We start from the raw sequence: 18524 nt of genomic DNA on the forward strand, positions 1-18524 counted from the left end.
TCAGCGTGGGCCTAAGCCGTAGCGGTCGGGGGTCAGGCCATCCAGGTCGATGCCGGGGCGATTGCCTGCGATCAGGTCGGCGGCAATGCGCCCGGAGCCGCATGCCATCGCCCAGCCGGTGGAGCCGTGGCCCAGGTTGAGGTACAGCCCGGGCACGGCCGTGGCGCCGATCAGCGGCGGGCCATCGGGCAGCATCGGGCGGGCGCCGGCCCACAGCGTGGCCGTGCCATAGTGGCCTGCAACCGGGAACCAGTCGCGCGCCACCTTGAGCAAGGTGTTGATGGCCGCGGGGCGCAGGTCGAGCTTGCGCGAGCCGAGCTCGGCGGTGCCGGCAATGCGCAGGCGGTTGCCCATGCGGGTGATGGCGACCTTGTAGGACTCGTCCATCAGCGCGCCCAGCGGCGCCTGCAGCTCGTCGCTGACGTGCACGGTGGCGCTATAGCCTTTGACGGGGTAGAGGGGGATGCGCAGGCCCAGCGGGCGCAACAGCGCGGCGCTGGCGATGCCTGCGCTGACCAGCACGCGATCGGCGGTGAGCGTTTCGCGCACGCCGCGCGCGCTGCGGGCATCGCCGGCAGCGGTGCTGCGCAGGTCGAGCGAGAGCTTGCCGCCCGGCAACGGCCGCAGCGCGCTGGCGTCGCTGTCCATGACAAAGCGCACGCCCGCGGCCTCGGCCAGCACGCGCAGCCGGCGCACGAACATCGGGCAATTGCCGGATTCGTCCTCGGGGAGATGCAGCCCGCCGGCCAGCGGCGTATCGGTGGTCAGGCCAGGCTCGATGCGCCGGCAGCCGTCGGCATCGACCAGCCGGTGCGCAACCTTGTGCTCGCGCAGCAGGGCCAGCGCCGGCTCGGCGAGATCCCGGTCGCGCTGGGTACGGAACAGCTGCAGGTAGCCTTGAGACTGCTCGTAGTCGATCTGGAGCTGGCCGCGCAGCGCATGCAGGCATTGCCGGCTGTAGAAGGCCAGGCGCTGCATGCGCAGCTTGTTGAGGCGGTAGCGCTCCAGCGTGCATTCGCCCAGCCAGCGCGCGATCCAGCGCCACATGGCCGGATCGGCGCTGGGCCGGAACAGCACGGGCGAGGTGCTGGCGAAGAGGTTGCGCAGCACCTTGCCCGGCATGCCCGGCGCCGCCCAGGGTGTGACATAGCCCGGCGCGATCACGCCAGCGTTGCCGAAGCTCGACTCCTGCGCCGGCGCCGCGCGCCGCTCGACCACGGTTACGTCGAAGCCAGCCTCGCGCAGGTACCACGCGGAGCACACGCCGATGACACCGGCGCCGATGACGATCACATGCATGGCGCTCCGTAGGTTACTTCAGTCACATCAGTCACATCAGTCACTTCAGTTACTTCAGCTCTTTTTGCATCACCACATCGGGCAGCCAGGTGACGATCTGCGGCCACACGGTGACGATGCCGATGGCCACCACCATCATCATGAAGAACGGCAGCGAGACCCGCGCTATGTAGTTACTGTCCTTGCCTGTCATGCTCTGCAGCACGAACAGGTTGAACCCCACGGGCGGCGTCACCTCGGCGATCTCCACCAGCAGCACGATGAATATCCCGAACCATACCAGATCGAAGCCCGCGGCCTGCACCATCGGCAGCACCGTGGCGGTGGTCAGCGCGATCATGGAGATGCCATCGAGCGCGGTGCCCAGCAGGATGTAGATCACGGTCAGCACGGCGATCAGCGCCCAGGGCGACAGGTGCATCGAGGCCACCCATTCCGCCAGCGCGCGCGGGATGCCCGTAAAGCTCATGGTCACCGACAGGAACGAGGTGGCACCCAGCACGAACATGATCATGGCGGTCAGCCGGGTGGCCGACATCAGGCTTTCCCAGAACGCCTTGCGGGTGAGCGAGCCGCCCACCCACGCCAGCGCCAGCGACGCCACCACGCCGTAGGCGGCCGCTTCCGTGGCGGTGGAGTAGCCGGTGATCATGATCCAGGTGATAAAGGCGATCAGCACGATGCACGGCATCAGCTGGCGGATCGAGGCGAGCCGCGAGCGCCAGTTGAAGGCTTCCGCCTTCGGCGTCTTGTCCGGGTTCGACAGCGCCCACACCACGATGTAGCCGGAGAACAGCAGCATCAGCAGCAGGCCGGGCAGGAAGCCGGCCAGGAACACGCGGATGATCGACACATCGGCCGATACCGCGTAGACCACCATGGTGATCGATGGCGGGATCAGGATGCCGAGCGTGCCGGCGCACGACAGCGAGCCCAGCGTCACGCGCTCATCGTAGCCGCGCCGGGTCAGCTCGGGCAGCGCCGACTTGGCGATGGTGGCGCAGGTGGCGGCAGACGAGCCCGACACCGAGCCGAAGATGCCGCAGCCCAGGATGTTGACGTGCATCAGGCGCCCGGGGAGCCAGTTCAACCACGGCGAGAGCCCGTTGAACATCTGCTCGGACAGCTTGGTGCGAAACAGTATCTCGCCCATCCACACGAAGAGCGGCAGCGAGGCCAGCGTATACGACGCGCTGGACGACCACCACGCATTGGCCAGGTTGACCAGCGCATCGCGATCGGCAAACACCACCAGCCCCACCCAGGAGGTGACGGCAATGGCCACGGGAATCCACGCGCCGATGACCAGGAAGCCGATCATCACCACCAGCAGGATCAGGGAAACCAGGACGGTGCTCATCAGACGGTCTCCCCGAAGTCGCCGGCGGCCAGCTTGGCTTCCTGCGCCAGCTGGTAGCGCGGCTTTTGCTTGCGCGCCACGCGCAACAGTTCGTCCAGCACCGCCAGCATGAAGCCGGCACAGCCCAGCACCGCAAAGCTCTGCGGAATCCACAGCGGCACCACGATCTGGCCCTGCGACACATCGCCGATCTCCCAGCTCGCCCAGGCGAAACTGAACAAGGCCCAGGTCGCGTAGGCGGCGAACACCGCGCAGATGGTCAGCGAGATCAGCTCCAGCCACCAGCGCACGCGCGGGCTGACGGCCTCCAGCAGCATTTCCACGCGCACGATGCCGCCGTGCTGGAAGGTCTGGCCAAGTACGAGGAAGGCGGAGGCGGCGCACAGCCACGCAACGATGTCGTCGCCGCCCTTGAAGATAAACGTGGTCTCGCGCGAGAACGACATCAGGATCATGATCAGGCAGACCCCGAGGATGCACAGCGCGCCGAGCACGGCGAACAGGTCAAGCAGCCGGTCCAGCCAGCGCTTGTTGACGGAAGTGGCTTGCATGGCGATTGGGGAGGGTGGATGCGGTGAAAAAGAGGCAGTGAAAAAGGAGGGCGCGGGAGGCTTGCGGCAGCAGGGCCACGGCGGCGGGCAATGCCGCCATGGCAGGATACGGACCGCTGGTTTCCCGCTACGGCGCTGACTAGGGCGCCAATGACGGCACCAATTACGGCACCAATTACGGCACCAATTACGGCACCAATTACGGCACCAATGACGGCGACGCCTACTTCTTGTAGGCGTCCAGGATGGCCTTGCCGTCGTCGCCGGCGCCCTTGGCCCAGTCTTCCACCATCACCTGGCCAAGCTTTTGCATGTCTTGCTTCAACTGGGGCGAGGGCGGCTGCACCGTCATGCCGTTCTTGCCGAGCACGGCCAGGTATTCACGTGTCTTTTGCTCCGAGATCTGCCAGCCGCGCTTCTCGGCTTCGGCCACCGTCTTGAGCAGGGCATCCTGGGTTGGCTTGTCCAGCGCGGCAAAGGACTTCTTGCTGACCACCAGCATGTTCTTCGGCAGCCAGGCATCGACGGTGTAGAAGTACTTCACGCTCTCCCAGACCTTGGTGTCCACGCCCGTGGCGCCCGAGGACATGAACGAATTGACGGTGCCGGTGGCGAGCGCCTGCGCCAGGTCGGCGGCCTGGATGGTCACCGGCTGCGCGCCCACCAGTTCGGCGATCTTGGAGGTGGCGGGGTTATACGCGCGCCATTTCAGGCCTTTCATGTCGGCCGCGGCGTTGATCGGCTTGTTGGCGTAGATGCCCTGCGGTGGCCAGGCCACCGCGTACAGCAGCTTCATGCCTTGCTTGTCCAGCACCTTGTCGGTGACCGCGCGCGAGGCCTGCCACAGCTTGTAGGAGTCCTGGTAGCTGGTCGCCAGGAAGGGCACCGCATCCACGCCGAATACCGGGTTCTCGTTGGCCAGCAGCGACATCAGGATCTCGCCCATCTGCACCTGGCCGGTCTGCACGCCGCGCTTGATCTCGTTGGCCTTGAGCAGTGAGCCGTTGGGATGGATCACGATCTTGAGCTTGCCGCCCGTGGCCTTCTCCACGTCGGTGGCCATCTGCTGCAGGTTTTCGGTGTGCAGGTTGCTCACCGGGTAGCCGGTTGGCAGGTCCCATTTGGTATCCGCCCGCGCGGCCGACGTCATCACGGCAGCGGTGGCAAGCACCCCGCCCAGCAACATGCACTTCAGTGTGGCCTTCCCTTGCATCGATCTCTCCTGGTTGGTCGTTGCGGCTACGTTTTGTCTTGGTTTTTGTTCTGAAGTCGTCTTGCCCGCGCCACCTGGCTCAGGGGTGGCGCGGGTTACCCCGGTTCTTGCCGCGGCGCCTCAGGCGGCCGGCTTGATGATGGATTCCAATGCAATTGCCGTGCCCAGCAGTTGCGCGTCGCGCAACGCACCGTGCGAGAGCATCAGGCCCACGGGCAACTCGTCCGGCTGGTGGCAGGGCAGCGAGATGGAGCAGCCATCGAGGAAGTTGAACGCCGACGTATTGCGCAGCAGCAGGGCGTTGGTGCGGAAGAACAGCGCGTCGTCCGCCACTAGCGGGGCGATCGGCGGCGCCACCATCGGCACGGTGGGGCAGGTCACGGCGTCGAAGCCTTCGATGCGGGCCGCAACCCGCGCGATCCAGTCGAGGCGGGCGCGCATCAGGTCCACGTAGTCGGCCGCGCTCATGGCCGCGCCGCGGTCGATGCGCGAGGCGACGCGCGGATCGTATTGTTCGCGCCGCGTGGCCAGCACGTGGCGGTGGATGGCATGCGCCTCGGCGGCGGTGAAGCCGCCGCCGGCGTTGATGCTGGCCAGCTCGGCCAGCTCCGGCAGGTCGATGTGCTCGATCTGCACGCCGGCCGCGGACAGCCGGCCGAGGGCGCGGTCGAACGCGCGCGCCACCGTGTCATCGAGTCCGTCGAGCAGGACCTGGCGCGGAATGGCCAGGCGGATGCCCGCCGCGGCCTTGATGACGGGGAGCACCGCCTGGTCGGCGATCACGCTGTCCACCAGCACGCAATCCTGCACCGTGCGCGCCATGGCGCAGGCGGTGTCCAGCGTATAGGAGAGCGGGAAGGCGCCATCCAGCGGCACGCGCCGGGCGGTCGGCTTGAAGCCGGTCAGCCCGCACAGGGCAGCCGGGATGCGGATGGAGCCGCCGGTGTCGCTGCCCAGCCCCGCCACGGCCAGGCCCAGCGCCACGGACACCGCGGCGCCCGACGACGAGCCGCCGGGAATGCGCGCGACCTGCTTGTCCGCGGGGTTCACCGGCGTGCCGAAATGCGGGTTGATGCCCACGCCCGAGAAGGCGAACTCGGTCATGTTGGTGCGCCCGACCAGCGCCGCGCCACTCTCGCGCAACCGGCGCACCACCGTGGCGTCGGCCGTGGCCGCCAGCGCGTCGCTGCGCACCGGCGAGCCGGCGCGCGAGGCTTCGCCGGCGATGTTGAACAGGTCCTTGACCGAGACCGGCAGGCCCGCCAGCGGATGCAGCGGCTTGCCCGCCCGGGTGGCCGCATCGGCGGCCTTGGCGACCTGCGCGGCGGTGTCGAAGGTGGTGTGCAGGAACACGGCGTGCGCGTCCGGCTGCTGCGCGTGCTGCGCAGCCTGGGCGATCACGTCGGCGCGGGAGATCGCGCCATCGCGAAGTCTTGTCTGTAATGTATGGATATCCGTGGGCATGGGGCTCGCGATCAGTCGCGCTCAGGAGGGGTCGGATCGAGTCTATCCAGTGCGTCCGCGCTGCGCAACCAGCCCATGGCGGGGCACGCCTGCGTCCCCGCGATAGTGCGCAATCCGCGTTTCCCGCCCTTTTTTCGTGCAGAATCCACGGTGACATCCCCGATGTTTTGCTTGGATTTATTTTGTGTTTATCCTCATAATTTGTTAATAAACTGTCAAGCCAAATATGGTGGCCGGGACCTCGGGGATACACCTAGTCATCCTTGTCGTTCCGTGCGTACACCAACCCCTGAAAGGAGTGAAGACATGGCGCGTAAGCCAGCAACCGAGCCAGCAACCGAGCCAGCAACTCAGCCAGCCGCCGATCAAGCCGAGGTTGGCCACGCTCACGCCAGATCCGCGGCCAGCGCGCTGGCGCGCCCGCCCGGCCCCAATATCGTTTCGTCCTCGCACCTGGTGTCGGAGCGCAGCCCGGAGCTGTCGGAGTTCGAGTTCGGCCTGAACACGGCCTACAACGCATACAGCCGCTGGGTGGTGCGCTGCATGGGCGCCTCCGGCGTGCGCGACCTGACCTTCCTGGACGTGCTGGTGCTGCATCACGTCAACCACCGGGCGCGTCCCAAGCGGCTCGCCGATATCTGCTTCGTGCTCAACGTCGAGGATACCCACCTGGTCACCTACGCGCTCAAGAAGCTGCAAGGCCTGGCGCTGGTGGAGGGCGAGCGCATCGGCAAGGAAGCCACCTACATCACCACCCCCGCCGGCACCGAGGCCTGCGCGCGCTACCGCGAGATCCGCGAGCAATGCCTGACCAGCAATTTTTCCGCCGGCAGTGCCGAGAACGTCGAGATCGGCGAGCTGGCACGGCTGCTGCGTGTGCTGACCGGCCTGTACGAGCAGGCCGCACGCTCGGCGACGTCCCTGTAGCAGCAAGCACACCGCGCGCGGCCGGCCTGTGCCCCGGCCGCGCTGCCGCATGATCGCCCGTTTTTTCCCCGACATCTCCATCACGCCCGAGAAGGAAGCCCCCGTATGCCACAGTCGCTGCCATCCTCCGCCGCCGTTGTTTCGGACCGTCGCCGCTGGCAATTCTGGATCGATCGCGGCGGCACCTTCACCGATGTGGTGGGGCTTCAGCCGGACGGCACGGTGGTCACGCACAAGCTGTTGTCCGAGAATCCGGAGCAGTACAGCGATGCCGCCGTGGCCGGCATCCGCCACCTGCTGGGGCTGGCGCCGGGCGAGCCGGTCACGCCGGCGCAGGTGGAAGTGGTGAAGATGGGCACCACCGTTGCGACCAATGCCTTGCTGGAGCGCAAGGGCGAGCCGGTGGCGCTGTTCATCACGCGCGGCTTTCGCGATGCGCTGCGCATCGCCTACCAGAACCGGCCGCGCCTGTTTGACCTGAGCATCGTGCTGCCGGAGTTGCTCTACCGCGAAGTGGTGGAGGTGGGCGAGCGCCTGGATGCGCAGGGCGAAACGGTGATGCCGCTCGACCAGGCCGCGCTGCGCGCTGACATGCAGCGCGTGTTCGACAGCGGCATCCGCGCCATTGCCATCGTGTTCCTGCACGGCTACCGCCAGGCGGCGCACGAGCAGGCCGCCGCGCGGATCGCGCGCGAGACCGGCTTTACGCAGATTTCCGTCTCGCACCAGGTGTCGCCACTGATGAAGCTGGTCTCGCGTGGCGACACCACGGTGGTGGACGCCTACCTGTCGCCGATCCTGCGCCGCTATGTCGGGCAAGTGGAGCAGCAGATGCCGGGCGTGCGCCTGCAGTTCATGCAGAGCAGCGGCGGCCTGACCGATGCGCACCGCTTCCAGGGCAAGGACGCCATCCTGTCCGGCCCGGCCGGCGGCATCGTCGGCATGGTGCGCTCGTCGCACAGCGCGGGCTTCGGGCGCATCATCGGCTTCGACATGGGTGGCACGTCGACCGATGTCTCGCACTTCAACGGCGATCATCCCAACGATTTCGAGCGCGTGTTCGAGACCAGCGTGGCGGGCGTGCGCATGCGCGCGCCCATGATGAGCATCCACACGGTGGCCGCTGGCGGCGGCTCCATCCTGCATTTCGACGGCAGCCGTTTCCGTGTCGGCCCCGATTCGGCCGGCGCCAACCCGGGGCCGGCGAGCTACCGGCGCGGCGGCCCGCTGGCGGTGACCGACTGCAATGTCATGCTCGGCAAGATCCAGCCGCGGCATTTCCCCGCGGTGTTCGGCCCACGCGCCGATGCCGCGCTGGACCGCGACACGGTGGTGGCCAGGTTCGCGGCGCTGGCGCAAGAGGTAACGCAGGCGACCGGCGATCAACGCAGCGCCGAGCAGGTGGCCGAAGGCTTCATCGAGATCGCGGTCGGCAACATGGCCAACGCCATCAAGCAGATCTCCGTGCAGCGCGGCCACGACGTGACCGGCTACACACTGACCACCTTCGGCGGCGCCGGCGGGCAGCATGCCTGCCTGGTGGCGGACGCCCTCGGCATGCAGACCGTGTTCGTGCATCCGCTGGCGGGCGTGTTGTCGGCTTACGGCATGGGCCTGGCAGACCGCACCGCCATGCGCGAGCGCGCCGTGGAGACGCGCCTGGACGACAGCGCATTGCCCGCGCTGCAAGCCACGCTCGATGCGCTGGCAAGCGAAGCGCGGCAGGAATTGCTGGAGCAGGAAGTCGCCGAGGCGCAGATCGATGTGGTGCGCCGCGCGCACCTGCGCTATGAGGGCACGGATTCGGCACTGGTGGTGCCGTTCGGCACCTTGCCTGCCATGCGGGCGGCGTTCGATGCCGCGTACCGCCAGCGCTACGCCTTCCTGATGCAGGGCAAGCCCCTGGTCGTGGAAGCACTGTCGGTGGAAGCCATCGGCAGCAGCGAGCCACCCGAGGAGAAGCTGCCCGACGCGCAGCCGCGCTGCGGCGGCCCCGTGCCGGCGGAACTGGTGCGCATGTTCAGCGGCGGCGCCTGGCATGACACTGGCCTGTTCCCGCGCGATACGCTGCGCCCCGGCGACGTGCTGCCGGGTCCGGCCATCATCGCCGAGCGCAACGCCACCACGGTGGTCGAGCCCGGCTGGCAGGCTGAGCTGACCGCGCGCGACCACCTGGTGCTGACCCGCGCGGTGCCGCGTCCCCAGCGGCGCGCCATGGGCACCGACGCCGATCCGGTCATGCTGGAAGTGTTCAACAACCTGTTCATGTCGATCGCCGAGCAGATGGGCCAGCGGCTGCAGAACACGGCGTACTCGGTCAACATCAAGGAGCGGCTCGACTTCTCCTGCGCCATCTTCGATGCCGGCGGCAACCTGATCGCCAATGCCCCGCACATGCCGGTGCACCTGGGCTCGATGGGCGAGAGCATCAAGACGGTGATCGCGCGCAATGCCGGACACATGGCCGATGGCGATGTCTACGTGCTCAACGACCCGTACAACGGCGGCACGCACCTGCCGGACGTGACGGTGATCACGCCGGTCTTCGACGAGGCTGGCGCGCAGATCCTCTTCTACGTCGGCTCGCGCGGCCACCACGCCGATATCGGCGGCATCACGCCGGGCTCGATGCCGCCGGACTCCACGGTGGTGGAGGAAGAGGGCGTGATGATCGACAACTTTGCGCTGGTGAAGGCCGGCGTGCTCGACGATGCCGGCATGCGCGCACTGCTGGCGGGCGCGCGCTACCCGGCCCGCAATATCGACCAGAACATGGCTGACCTGCGCGCCCAGGTGGCAGCCAACGCCAAGGGCGTGGAGGAGCTGCGCAAGATGGTGGTGCAGTTCGGCCTGCCGGTGGTGCGCGCCTATATGGGCCATGTGCAGGACAACGCCGAAGAAGCCGTGCGCCGCGTCATCACCGCGCTGAAGGATGGCGCCTATCGCTACCCGCTCGACAATGGCGCGCAAATCCAGGTCCGCGTGAGCGTGGACCAGGCCAGGCGCGAAGCCGTGGTGGACTTCACCGGCACTTCGGCGCAACTGCCCAACAACTTCAATGCGCCGCGCGCGGTCTGCATGGCGGCCGTGCTCTACGTGTTCCGCACGCTGGTCAGCGAGGACATCCCGCTCAATGCCGGCTGCCTCAAGCCGATCAACGTGATCATCCCCGAAGGCTCCATGCTCAATCCACGCTATCCGGCCTCGGTGGTGTCTGGCAATGTGGAAACGTCCTCGTGCATCACCAACGCGCTGTATGGCGCGCTGGGCGTGGTGGCGGCCAGCCAGGGCACCATGAACAATTTCACGTTCGGCAACGCGCGCTACCAGTACTACGAGACCATCTCCGGCGGCAGCGGCGCGGGGCAGGGTTTCAACGGCTGCGACGTGGTGCAGACCAATATGACCAACTCGCGCCTGACCGATCCGGAGGTGCTGGAATGGCGCTTCCCGGTGCGTCTGGAGAGCTATGAGATCCGGCCTGGCTCGGGTGGCGCGGGGCAGTGGCATGGCGGCAACGGCGGCATCCGCAAGGTGCGCTTCCTGGAGCCGATGACGGCGTCGATCCTGTCCAACAACCGCTTGCATGCGCCGTTCGGCATGGCCGGCGGCGAGCCCGGCGCGATGGGCCGCAACTACGTGGTGCGGGGTGACGGGAGCGAGCAAGCGCTGGGCCATGTCGGGCGTTGCGAGATGAAAGCGGGCGATGTCTTCGTGGTGGAAACGCCGGGAGGCGGGGGCTACGGCAAGGTGTAAGCGCCCGGCGGGGCGAGCAGGGGTGCAATGCGCCGGCTCGCCGCGCGCGCTTCGCGGGTGCGGCGAATTTTCATTCCCGGTCATTTCCATTGATTTCCATTCATTTCCAACAGATCAGTCTTTCGTCACTTCCTGAGTTTTCGATCCAGTATTTTCGGCAGATTCGGCGCGCCGGGCGCCGCTGCCGGACACATCGCGTTGCAGCAAACTCCTTGACTTATCTTCAGGTGATTCCTAGGTTTATGAAGACCCTGGGGGGTGAGGCCATCGTGCAGCATGTGGCCATTCCCGGGGGGCAAGGGAGGGACCACAGTGACGCCACGCAGCAGATCAATCGTTCTTGGTATCGCATTGATTGGCGCATTGATTGGCGCGCTTGCCGCAGGCGGGTGCTCCAGGCCGGAGCCGGGCCGGGTCCTTGACGAGGCGAAGCAGGCCGGCCGGGGCCCGGAAACGTTCCGGCATGCATCGGAGGATTATTTCCACGACATGGATCGTGGCGTTGCGCTGACCCGGGAAGAAGTCGCCGGCCGCGATATGTGGCTGGTGTGGAGCGGCGGCAACGACCGGTTCTGGGACGACATGACGAACTTCACGTTCGGCGCGTTCGACCTGCTCAAGTCCATCAGCTCACATCCGAGCCAGGGCTATTCCCGCGACACCCGCTGGCGCTACCTGGGCCTGCTCAACGAGCCCTGCTTCGAAAAGCCCGCGGGGCCCGATCCGCAGCGTTTCGGGCTGTGGCTGGACCAGCGGGCCAAGGATTGCCCGGCCGATCCCTTCGAGAACGAGCAAGCCTATCCGGGCGTCAGGATTGGCGCGCGCGGCACCACGTTCGCCAATGGCGCGAAGCTGCCGGTGGGCTCTTACTACGGCTACCCCACGGGGATCATCGGCTTGCGGCTGTTTCCCAACCCGGCCTTTGACGAGAAAGCCGCGAAGGCATGGGATCCGCAGCGCTATTACACCGATCCCAAGTACTACAACCGCGCGGATCTCGTGCGGCCCTACCGCGTTGGCATGGCCTGCGGTTTTTGCCACGTGGGCCCGAGCCCGATCCATCCCCCCCGGGATCCCGCGCACCCGCAATGGCCCGAGCTGAGCTCCACCGTGGGCGCGCAGTACATGTGGGTGGACCGGCTGTTCATCCATAACGCATCGACGCCCGAAGGCCGGCAGAACTTCATGTTCCAGCTCGTGCATACCTTCCGCCCGGGCACCATGGATACCTCGCTGGTGTCCACGGACAACATCAACAACCCCCGCACCATGAACGCGCTCTACGACCTGACGTCGCGCATGGGCGTGGCCAGGCGCATCGGCGAGGAAAAACTGGCCGGGGGCGAGCTGAACAACCGGCAGCTCAACGACTTCGTCAAGACCGGCGCGTTGACGCAGTTCTACACGCCGCCCGACACGGTATGGACGCCGCACGTCCTCAAGGACGGCGCCGATTCGGTCGGCGTGCTGGGCGCATTGAACCGGGTGTACCTGAATATCGGGCTGTTCAGCGAGGAATGGCTGCTGCACTTCAATCCAATCCTCGGCGGCAAGGCGATCTCGCCCATCGAGCTGGCGGTGGCGCAGAAGAATTCGAGCTACTGGGCGGCGACGGAAGCCGGCACGATCAACATGGCGCTGTTCCTGCTGAAGGCAACCCCGCCGGACCACTTGAGCGATGCCCCGGGCGGCGCAGGCTTCCTGGCGGACGCTTCCACGCCGGCCGGCGCGCAGGTGCTCGACCGGGGCAAGGTCGTGTTCGCCGACACTTGCGCGCGTTGTCATTCCAGCAAGGCGCCGCCGCCGCCGGCCAGCCTGAACCTGCGGAACTGCGCGGGCCCGAACTATCTCGCCTGCTTCATGCGGTACTGGAAATGGACGCAGACGGACGAGTTCAAGACGCAGATGCGCGCGGTGGTCAAAGCGCCGGACTTCCTGGCGGGCAACTATCTGTCGTCCGATGCGCGCATTCCCGCTACGCTGCTGCGGACCAACGTGTGCAGCCCGCTCGCGACCAATGCGTTGCGCGGAAATATCTGGGACAACTTCTCGTCGGAGTCATACAAGACGCTGCCCTCGGTCGGGGCCGTCACCCTCAACGACCCCTTTACCGGCGAGCGCTGGCAATACCGGATGCCGGCCGGCGGCCGTGGCTATACCCGCGTGCCCTCGCTGATCAGCGTCTGGTCGACGGCGCCGTTCCTGCTTAATAACGCGCTTGGACCCTTCAGCGAGGATCCGTCGGTTGCCAGCCGCATCCAGGTCTTCGACGCGTCCATCGAGCAGCTGCTCTGGCCCGAGAAGCGCGTGCATGACGACATCCTGGGCGCCAAGGTGCCGGGCACCATCGATCGCACCACCGAGCGCAGCCAGATTACCGTGCCGGAGGGCTTCGTGCCGGACGCGCTAAAGCCATTGCAGGGCTTCATGCACCGCTATGCGCCGTGGCTGGTGGGGGCGGGCGGCGATGTGACGATCGGGCCGGCGCCCAGGCGCATGCCGGTCAACCTGCTGGCCAATATCCAGCCGCTGTCGGAGACCAGCGATGTCGGGGCCAAGGCCGAGCATGCGGCCAGGTTGGTGGGCTTTGCGCTCAAGCTGAGATCGGACCTGGCCTCCGTGCCGGAAGGTGCGACCGACGCGGATCTGGGCAAGACTTACGCCGACCTGGTCAAACCGATGCTGGCACTCAGCAAGTGCCCGGACTTTGTTGTGAACCGCGGCCACTACTTCGGCACGGCGGAGTTCAACAACCAGGCCGGCCTGAGCGCCGATGAGCAATCGTTCGGGCAGGAGCCGGTATTGAGCGATGACGACAAGCGGGCCTTGATTGCCTTTCTCAAGACGTTTTGACGTAGGCGGCGCGGCGGGGATATGTCTGCTCCAGACGAACAAGCATGGGATTACGTGATCGTCGGTTCCGGCGCGGGTGGCGGCACGCTCGCCGCGCGGCTGGCGCAGGCCGGCATGCGCGTATTCCTGCTCGAGGCCGGCAACGATGCGGGCGAGCCCGGCACGGCTTGCATGCCGGAGGACTACGAGGTGCCGGCGTTTCATGCCTGCGCCTCCGAGAACCCGGCCATGAGCTGGAATTTCTTTGTGCGCCACTACGCGGACGATGCGCAGCAGCGCAGGGACCCGAAGTACGGCGGCGAAGGCGTGCTCTATCCCCGGGCGGCGACGCTCGGCGGCTGTACCGCGCACAATGCGATGATCTTCCTCTACCCGCACGACTCCGACTGGGACGGCATTGCCGAGCTGACCGGCGACCACTCGTGGAAAGCCACCCGCATGCGCCGGTACGCCAAGACGCTGGAGCAATGCCGGCACCGTCCGCTGTGGGCGCTCGCGCGCCGCCTTGGCTTCGATCCCACGGCGCACGGCTGGGACGGATGGCTCAGCACCGAGCGCGCGTTCCCGCTGGAAGCGCTGACCGACGATGCGCTCACGCGCCTGATCCTGGGCTCCATGGAAATGGCCGCGCGCAGCGTGCCGCGGCGCCTGCATGCGCTCCTGCGCTTCTTGCGCTGGCAGGGCGATCCGAACGCCAGGATCTGGGCAAGGCGATGTTTCGAAGGCGTTTGCTACACACCGCTTTCCACACGCGGGCATGCGCGCCACGGCGCGCGCGAACGGGTGCTGGAGGTGGCGACCCGCCTGCCGTCGTGCTTGCATGTCGAGATGGACGCGCTGGCCACGCGCGTGCTGCTGGACGCGCACGGCACGGCAACCGGTGTCGAATACCTGAAGGGCAAGCGCCTCTATCAGGCCCATGTCTCGCCAAGCACGGCGCCCGGCGTGCGCCATGAAGTGCACGCGCGCCGTGAGGTGATCCTGGCGGGCGGCGCGTTCAATACGCCGCAACTGCTGATGCTGTCGGGCATTGGCCCTGCCGAGCACCTTCGGGCGCACGGCATTGCCGTGAAGGTGGATTTGCCGGGCGTCGGGCGCAATCTCCAGGATCGCTATGAGGTGGGCGTGGTAAGCCGGATGGCGCAGCCGTGGCGCATCCTTGATGGCGCCCGCTTCCAGAAGGACGATCCGGCCTATTGCAGCTGGCGCGACCGCCGGCAGGGGGTCTATACCTCCAACGGCGTGGCGATCGCGGTTGCACGTCGCTCACGCAAATCCGCGCCAGTGCCGGATGTGTTCTGCATGGCGCTGGTTGCGCATTTCACCGGCTACTTCCCGGGTTACTCCAAGCTACTCGCCCAGAGCGACGATGCACTCACCTGGGCCATTCTCAAGGCACACACGCGCAACCGCGCGGGCACGGTGCGGTTGTGCAGCGCGAATCCGCTGGAGCCGCCCTTGATCAATTTCCACTATTTCGAAGAAGGCGGGGCGGGGGCGGACGAGGATCTGCGCGCGGTGATCGACGCCATCCGCTTTGTGCGCAAGCTGGCAGCGCCGCTGGCTGAGCGCGGCGTGATCGTGCAGGAGCAGCTTCCTGGCGCGCACCTGCGCAGCGACGAGGAGCTGGGCGGCTATGTGCGCGACAACGCCTGGGGGCATCACGCCTCGTGCAGTTGCGCCATCGGCGCGCGCGCGGCGGGCGGCGTGCTGGGCAGCGATTTTTCCGTGCATGGCACGCGCGGGCTGCGGGTTGTCGACGCGTCCGTCTTTCCGAGGATTCCGGGCTTCTTCCTGGCCAGCGCGGTCTACATGATCGCCGAGAAGGCTGCCGATGTGCTCTTGCACGAAGCGAAAGCCGCGCCGAGGGTGGCGGAGAAGGCGGCGAAGGTGTAGGCAGGCGGGACATTGGAGGTGCAAACATGGCATACGACGTACGCACGCTGCTGGAAATGCGCCAGGACGAGCTTGACGATCTGTTTCGCAACAGCCCGGCCGGCGATATTCCGGATGGCGAGGCCACCGGCACCGCGATCATCTCGCCCGGCACCGTATTCACCGAGAGCATCGCCAAGATGATCAACCTCTTTGCCTGGCAGGGAAAGGTCTTCGACGCCAGGCGCGGCGTTCTCAAGAACCGCGTCTCCATCTTCGGGCTCGAGGCGATCCTGGCGAAGGTGTACAAGGGCGAGAGCTGGCTTGACCAGAAGGAGTGCGTTGTCCTGGACTATTCCGCCACATCGCTGGTCGCGCATTGGATCCGTGACGAGATTCGCTGCATCGCGCCCGGCGTATATCTTGGCAAGGTGTACTGGGACAAGCATCGCCTGATCGATTTCTGCCTCGCGTTCCGATGAAGCGCAGAGCGTTCCTGGTCGCTGGCATTGGCGGGGCCGGTGCGTTGCTGGTCGGCTGGTCGGTGCTGCCGCCTCGGCAGCGGCTGGCCACGTCGCAGCCGTTGCCGGCGGTTGGCACGCAGGTGGGGCTCAATGGCTGGGTCAAGGTCGCGGCGGACAACACCGTCACCATCATGATGTGCCGCTCCGAGATGGGGCAGGGCGTGCACACCGGCCTGGCCATGGTGCTGGCCGACGAGCTGGATGCCAACTGGGCACAGGTGAAGGTTGAGCACGCGCCCGTGGACAAGATCTACAACAACCTGGAAGTCGTCGTGGAGGATCTCCCGTTCCGAGCGGACGACGACGGCGTGGCCAGGCATCTGGCCGCCTGGCTGACCCGCAAGCTCATGCGCGAGATCGGCGAAATGGTGACAGGCGGTTCGTCGAGCCTCAATGACCTGTGGAACCCGATGCGCGAAGCCGGCGCATCCGCCCGCGCGATGCTGATCGGCGCGGCGGCGGCGCGGTGGAACGTGCCAGCGGGCGCGTGCCGCGCGCAGGACGGCAAGGTACTGCATCCCTCCGGAAAAACAGCCACCTTCGGTGAACTGGCGGCCCAGGCCGGGCAGCTCCCGCTGCCGGCAAAGGTGGCGCTGAAGACGCCATCCGAATTCAAGCTGATCGGCAAGGACATACGCCGCATCGAGGCCGCATCCAAGATCGACGGCACGGCGCGTTTTGGCATCGACGTGCTGCCCGAGGGCTTGCTGTACGCCAGCGTGACGATGTGCCCGACCCTGGGCGGCACGGTGGCGAGCTTCGACGGCGCGGTTGCCGCCGCGATGCCGGGCATCGTCAAGGTGCTCGCGGTCGATGCCTACAACGGCGGCACCGGCGGGGTGGCGGTGATCGCCGACAACGCGTACCGGGCCATGAAGGCGCTGGATGCGGTCAAGATCGTGTGGAACCCTGGCGCCGCCGCCTCGCTGTCCAGCCCGGAGGTGAGCCGCCGCCTCGCGCAGGCGCTGGATGCCTCCGACGGCCACGCCTATTACCGCCACGGCGATGTCGACGCGGCATTGAAGTCAGCCGCCAAGCCCGTCAGCGCCGAGTACAGCGCGCCCTACCTCGCGCATGGGGCGGTGGAGCCCATCAACTGCACGGTGCAGGTGCGCGACGGCGCGGCCAGGGTTTGGGTCTCGACGCAACTGCCTGGCCTGGCGCGCCGGGCGGTATCGAAGGTCCTTGGCATCGATGCCGACAAGGTGGATGTGCAGCCGCAACTGATCGGTGGCGCGTTCGGGCGGCGGCTGGAGGTGGATTTCATCTCCCAGGCCGCAGCCATCGCGCGCGCGGGCGGTGGACGGCCGGTGCAGACGATCTGGTCGCGCGTGCAGGACACCACGCACGACTTCTACCGGCCTGCCTGCCTCTCGCGCTTCAAGGCCGGGCTCGACGGCGCGGGCAACCTGGTGGCCTGGCACAACACGTCGGCCAGCCAGGCGGTCGTGCCGGCCATGCTGGCGCGCTTGCTTGGCCTGCCCGGCCTGGGCATCGACAAGACCACGACGGAGGGCGCATTCGACCGGCCCTACGAATGGCCGAACGCGCGCGTCGGGCATGTGATTGTCGACCTGCCGGTGCCGGTGGGCTTCTGGCGCTCGGTGGGCCACTCGCACCAGGCATTTTTCACCGAGAGCTTTATCGACGAGCTGGCGGCGGCCGCTGGCAAGGATCCCGTTGCATTCCGCGCCGGCCTGCTGGCCAGGCATCCGCGCCATCTGGCCGTGTTGCACATGGCAGCGGACAAGGCCGGCTGGGCAAAGCCGTTAGGGAAGACGGCAGACGGTGCCGCACGCGCACGCGGGGTGGCGCTGCACGAGGCATACGGCAGCATCGTCGCGCAGGTGGCGGAGGTATCCGTGGCGCCGGACAAGACCGTGCGCGTGCACCGCGTGGTGTGCGCGATCGATTGCGGGCTGCCGGTGAATCCGAACCTGATTCGCCAGCAGATGGAGAGCGCGATCATCTTTGGCTTGTCGGCCGCGCTGTTCGAGGAGATCACGATCGTCGACGGCCAGGTGCACCAGAAAACGTTTGGCGATTTCCCCGTCATCTTCATGAACAACTGCCCGGCCATCGAAACCTACATCATGCCAAGCCAGGACCATCCCCAGGGTGTGGGTGAACCGGGCACGCCGCCCATTGCGCCGGCAGTGGCCAATGCCCTGTTTGCGCTGACGGGACAGCGCCTGCGCGCGTTGCCCTTGAAACTGGCCTGAGCCCCGGGAGAAAGCCATGCTGCCCCTGAACATCAACGGTAAGACTGTCTCCGTGCAGTCCGACCCGGACACCCCGCTGCTGTGGGTGCTCCGGTGCGAGCTGGGGTTGACCGGCACCAAGTATGGCTGCGGCATCGGCGTTTGCCGGGCCTGTACGGTGCAGTTGAACGGCGCGCCGCAGGTCGCCTGCATGAGCCCGGTCTCCACGCTGGCCAATATCCGGATCGTGACCATCGAAGGCTTGCGCGGCGCGCAGGCGCAAGCCTTGAGGGCGGCCTGGCTCGATCTGGACGTGGTGCAGTGCGGCTACTGCCAGAGCGCGCAGCTCATGACCGCCAGCGCGCTCCTGAGAAGCATCCCGAAGCCCAGTGATGCCGACATCGATAGGGCAATGGCGCACATTGTCTGCCGCTGCGGCACCTACCCGCGGATCCGCGCAGCCATCCACCAGGCCGCCGGGCAGCCACGCACCTGAGGCAG

12 protein-coding genes are annotated in these 18524 nt (G+C 67.0%); 7 read left to right on the plus strand and 5 right to left on the minus strand.

Going from position 1 to position 18524, the window contains the following annotated elements; all coding sequences use genetic code 11:
• The 5 genes from RR42_RS09075 to RR42_RS09095 all read right to left on the minus strand — a co-directional run bounded on the left by RR42_RS09075 (position 1) and on the right by RR42_RS09095 (position 5887).
• Positions 1–1299 carry a D-amino acid dehydrogenase gene (locus RR42_RS09075; RefSeq protein ID WP_043345932.1) on the minus strand — a complete coding sequence of 433 codons (1299 nt, stop codon included), beginning with the start codon at positions 1297–1299 and terminating at the stop codon, positions 1–3.
• A gap of 49 nt (positions 1300–1348) precedes the next feature.
• Complete coding sequence (locus tag RR42_RS09080) at positions 1349–2659, minus strand: TRAP transporter large permease (RefSeq protein WP_043345935.1); 1311 nt, start codon at positions 2657–2659, stop codon at positions 1349–1351.
• Positions 2659–3210 (minus strand): TRAP transporter small permease subunit, encoded by a 552-nt coding sequence (locus RR42_RS09085; protein ID WP_043345936.1) that lies wholly within the window; start codon positions 3208–3210, stop codon positions 2659–2661. The genes RR42_RS09080 and RR42_RS09085 overlap by 1 nt, the downstream gene beginning before the upstream one ends.
• Before the next feature lie 223 nt (positions 3211–3433).
• Complete coding sequence (locus RR42_RS09090; RefSeq protein ID WP_052494774.1) at positions 3434–4396, minus strand: TRAP transporter substrate-binding protein; 963 nt, start codon at positions 4394–4396, stop codon at positions 3434–3436.
• A gap of 147 nt (positions 4397–4543) precedes the next feature.
• Complete coding sequence (locus RR42_RS09095) at positions 4544–5887, minus strand: amidase (RefSeq protein WP_043345939.1); 1344 nt, start codon at positions 5885–5887, stop codon at positions 4544–4546.
• Positions 5888–6193: 306 nt separating this feature from the next.
• Between RR42_RS09095 and RR42_RS09100 the strand changes: the two genes are divergently transcribed.
• The 7 genes from RR42_RS09100 to RR42_RS09130 all read left to right on the plus strand — a co-directional run bounded on the left by RR42_RS09100 (position 6194) and on the right by RR42_RS09130 (position 18519).
• The gene (locus tag RR42_RS09100) at positions 6194–6814 is read left to right on the plus strand and encodes a winged helix DNA-binding protein (RefSeq protein ID WP_043345941.1); all 621 of its coding nucleotides are present in this window, start codon (positions 6194–6196) and stop codon (positions 6812–6814) included.
• 105 nt (positions 6815–6919) lie between these two features.
• Complete coding sequence (locus tag RR42_RS09105) at positions 6920–10570, plus strand: hydantoinase B/oxoprolinase family protein (protein ID WP_043345944.1); 3651 nt, start codon at positions 6920–6922, stop codon at positions 10568–10570.
• Positions 10571–11059: 489 nt separating this feature from the next.
• Positions 11060–13423: a hypothetical protein gene (locus RR42_RS09110; protein ID WP_201777357.1), complete on the plus strand. Its 2364-nt coding sequence runs from the start codon at positions 11060–11062 to the stop codon at positions 13421–13423.
• A 21-nt stretch (positions 13424–13444) separates the two neighbouring features.
• Positions 13445–15319: a GMC family oxidoreductase gene (locus RR42_RS09115; RefSeq protein ID WP_043345949.1), complete on the plus strand. Its 1875-nt coding sequence runs from the start codon at positions 13445–13447 to the stop codon at positions 15317–15319.
• A gap of 26 nt (positions 15320–15345) precedes the next feature.
• Positions 15346–15780, plus strand: coding sequence for a hypothetical protein (locus RR42_RS09120; protein WP_043345951.1), 435 nt, complete (start codon positions 15346–15348; stop codon positions 15778–15780).
• On the plus strand, positions 15777–18044 hold the full coding sequence (locus RR42_RS09125) for a xanthine dehydrogenase family protein molybdopterin-binding subunit (protein WP_043345953.1): 2268 nt from the start codon (positions 15777–15779) through the stop codon (positions 18042–18044). The genes RR42_RS09120 and RR42_RS09125 overlap by 4 nt, the downstream gene beginning before the upstream one ends.
• A gap of 16 nt (positions 18045–18060) precedes the next feature.
• A complete protein-coding gene (locus tag RR42_RS09130; protein WP_043345955.1) occupies positions 18061–18519 on the plus strand; it encodes a (2Fe-2S)-binding protein in 459 nt (152 codons plus the stop codon).
• The last annotated feature ends 5 nt before the right edge of the window (positions 18520–18524 follow it).

The organism is Cupriavidus basilensis (genome assembly GCF_000832305.1).
In the GTDB taxonomy this organism is placed as follows: Bacteria; Pseudomonadota; Gammaproteobacteria; order Burkholderiales; family Burkholderiaceae; genus Cupriavidus; species Cupriavidus basilensis_F.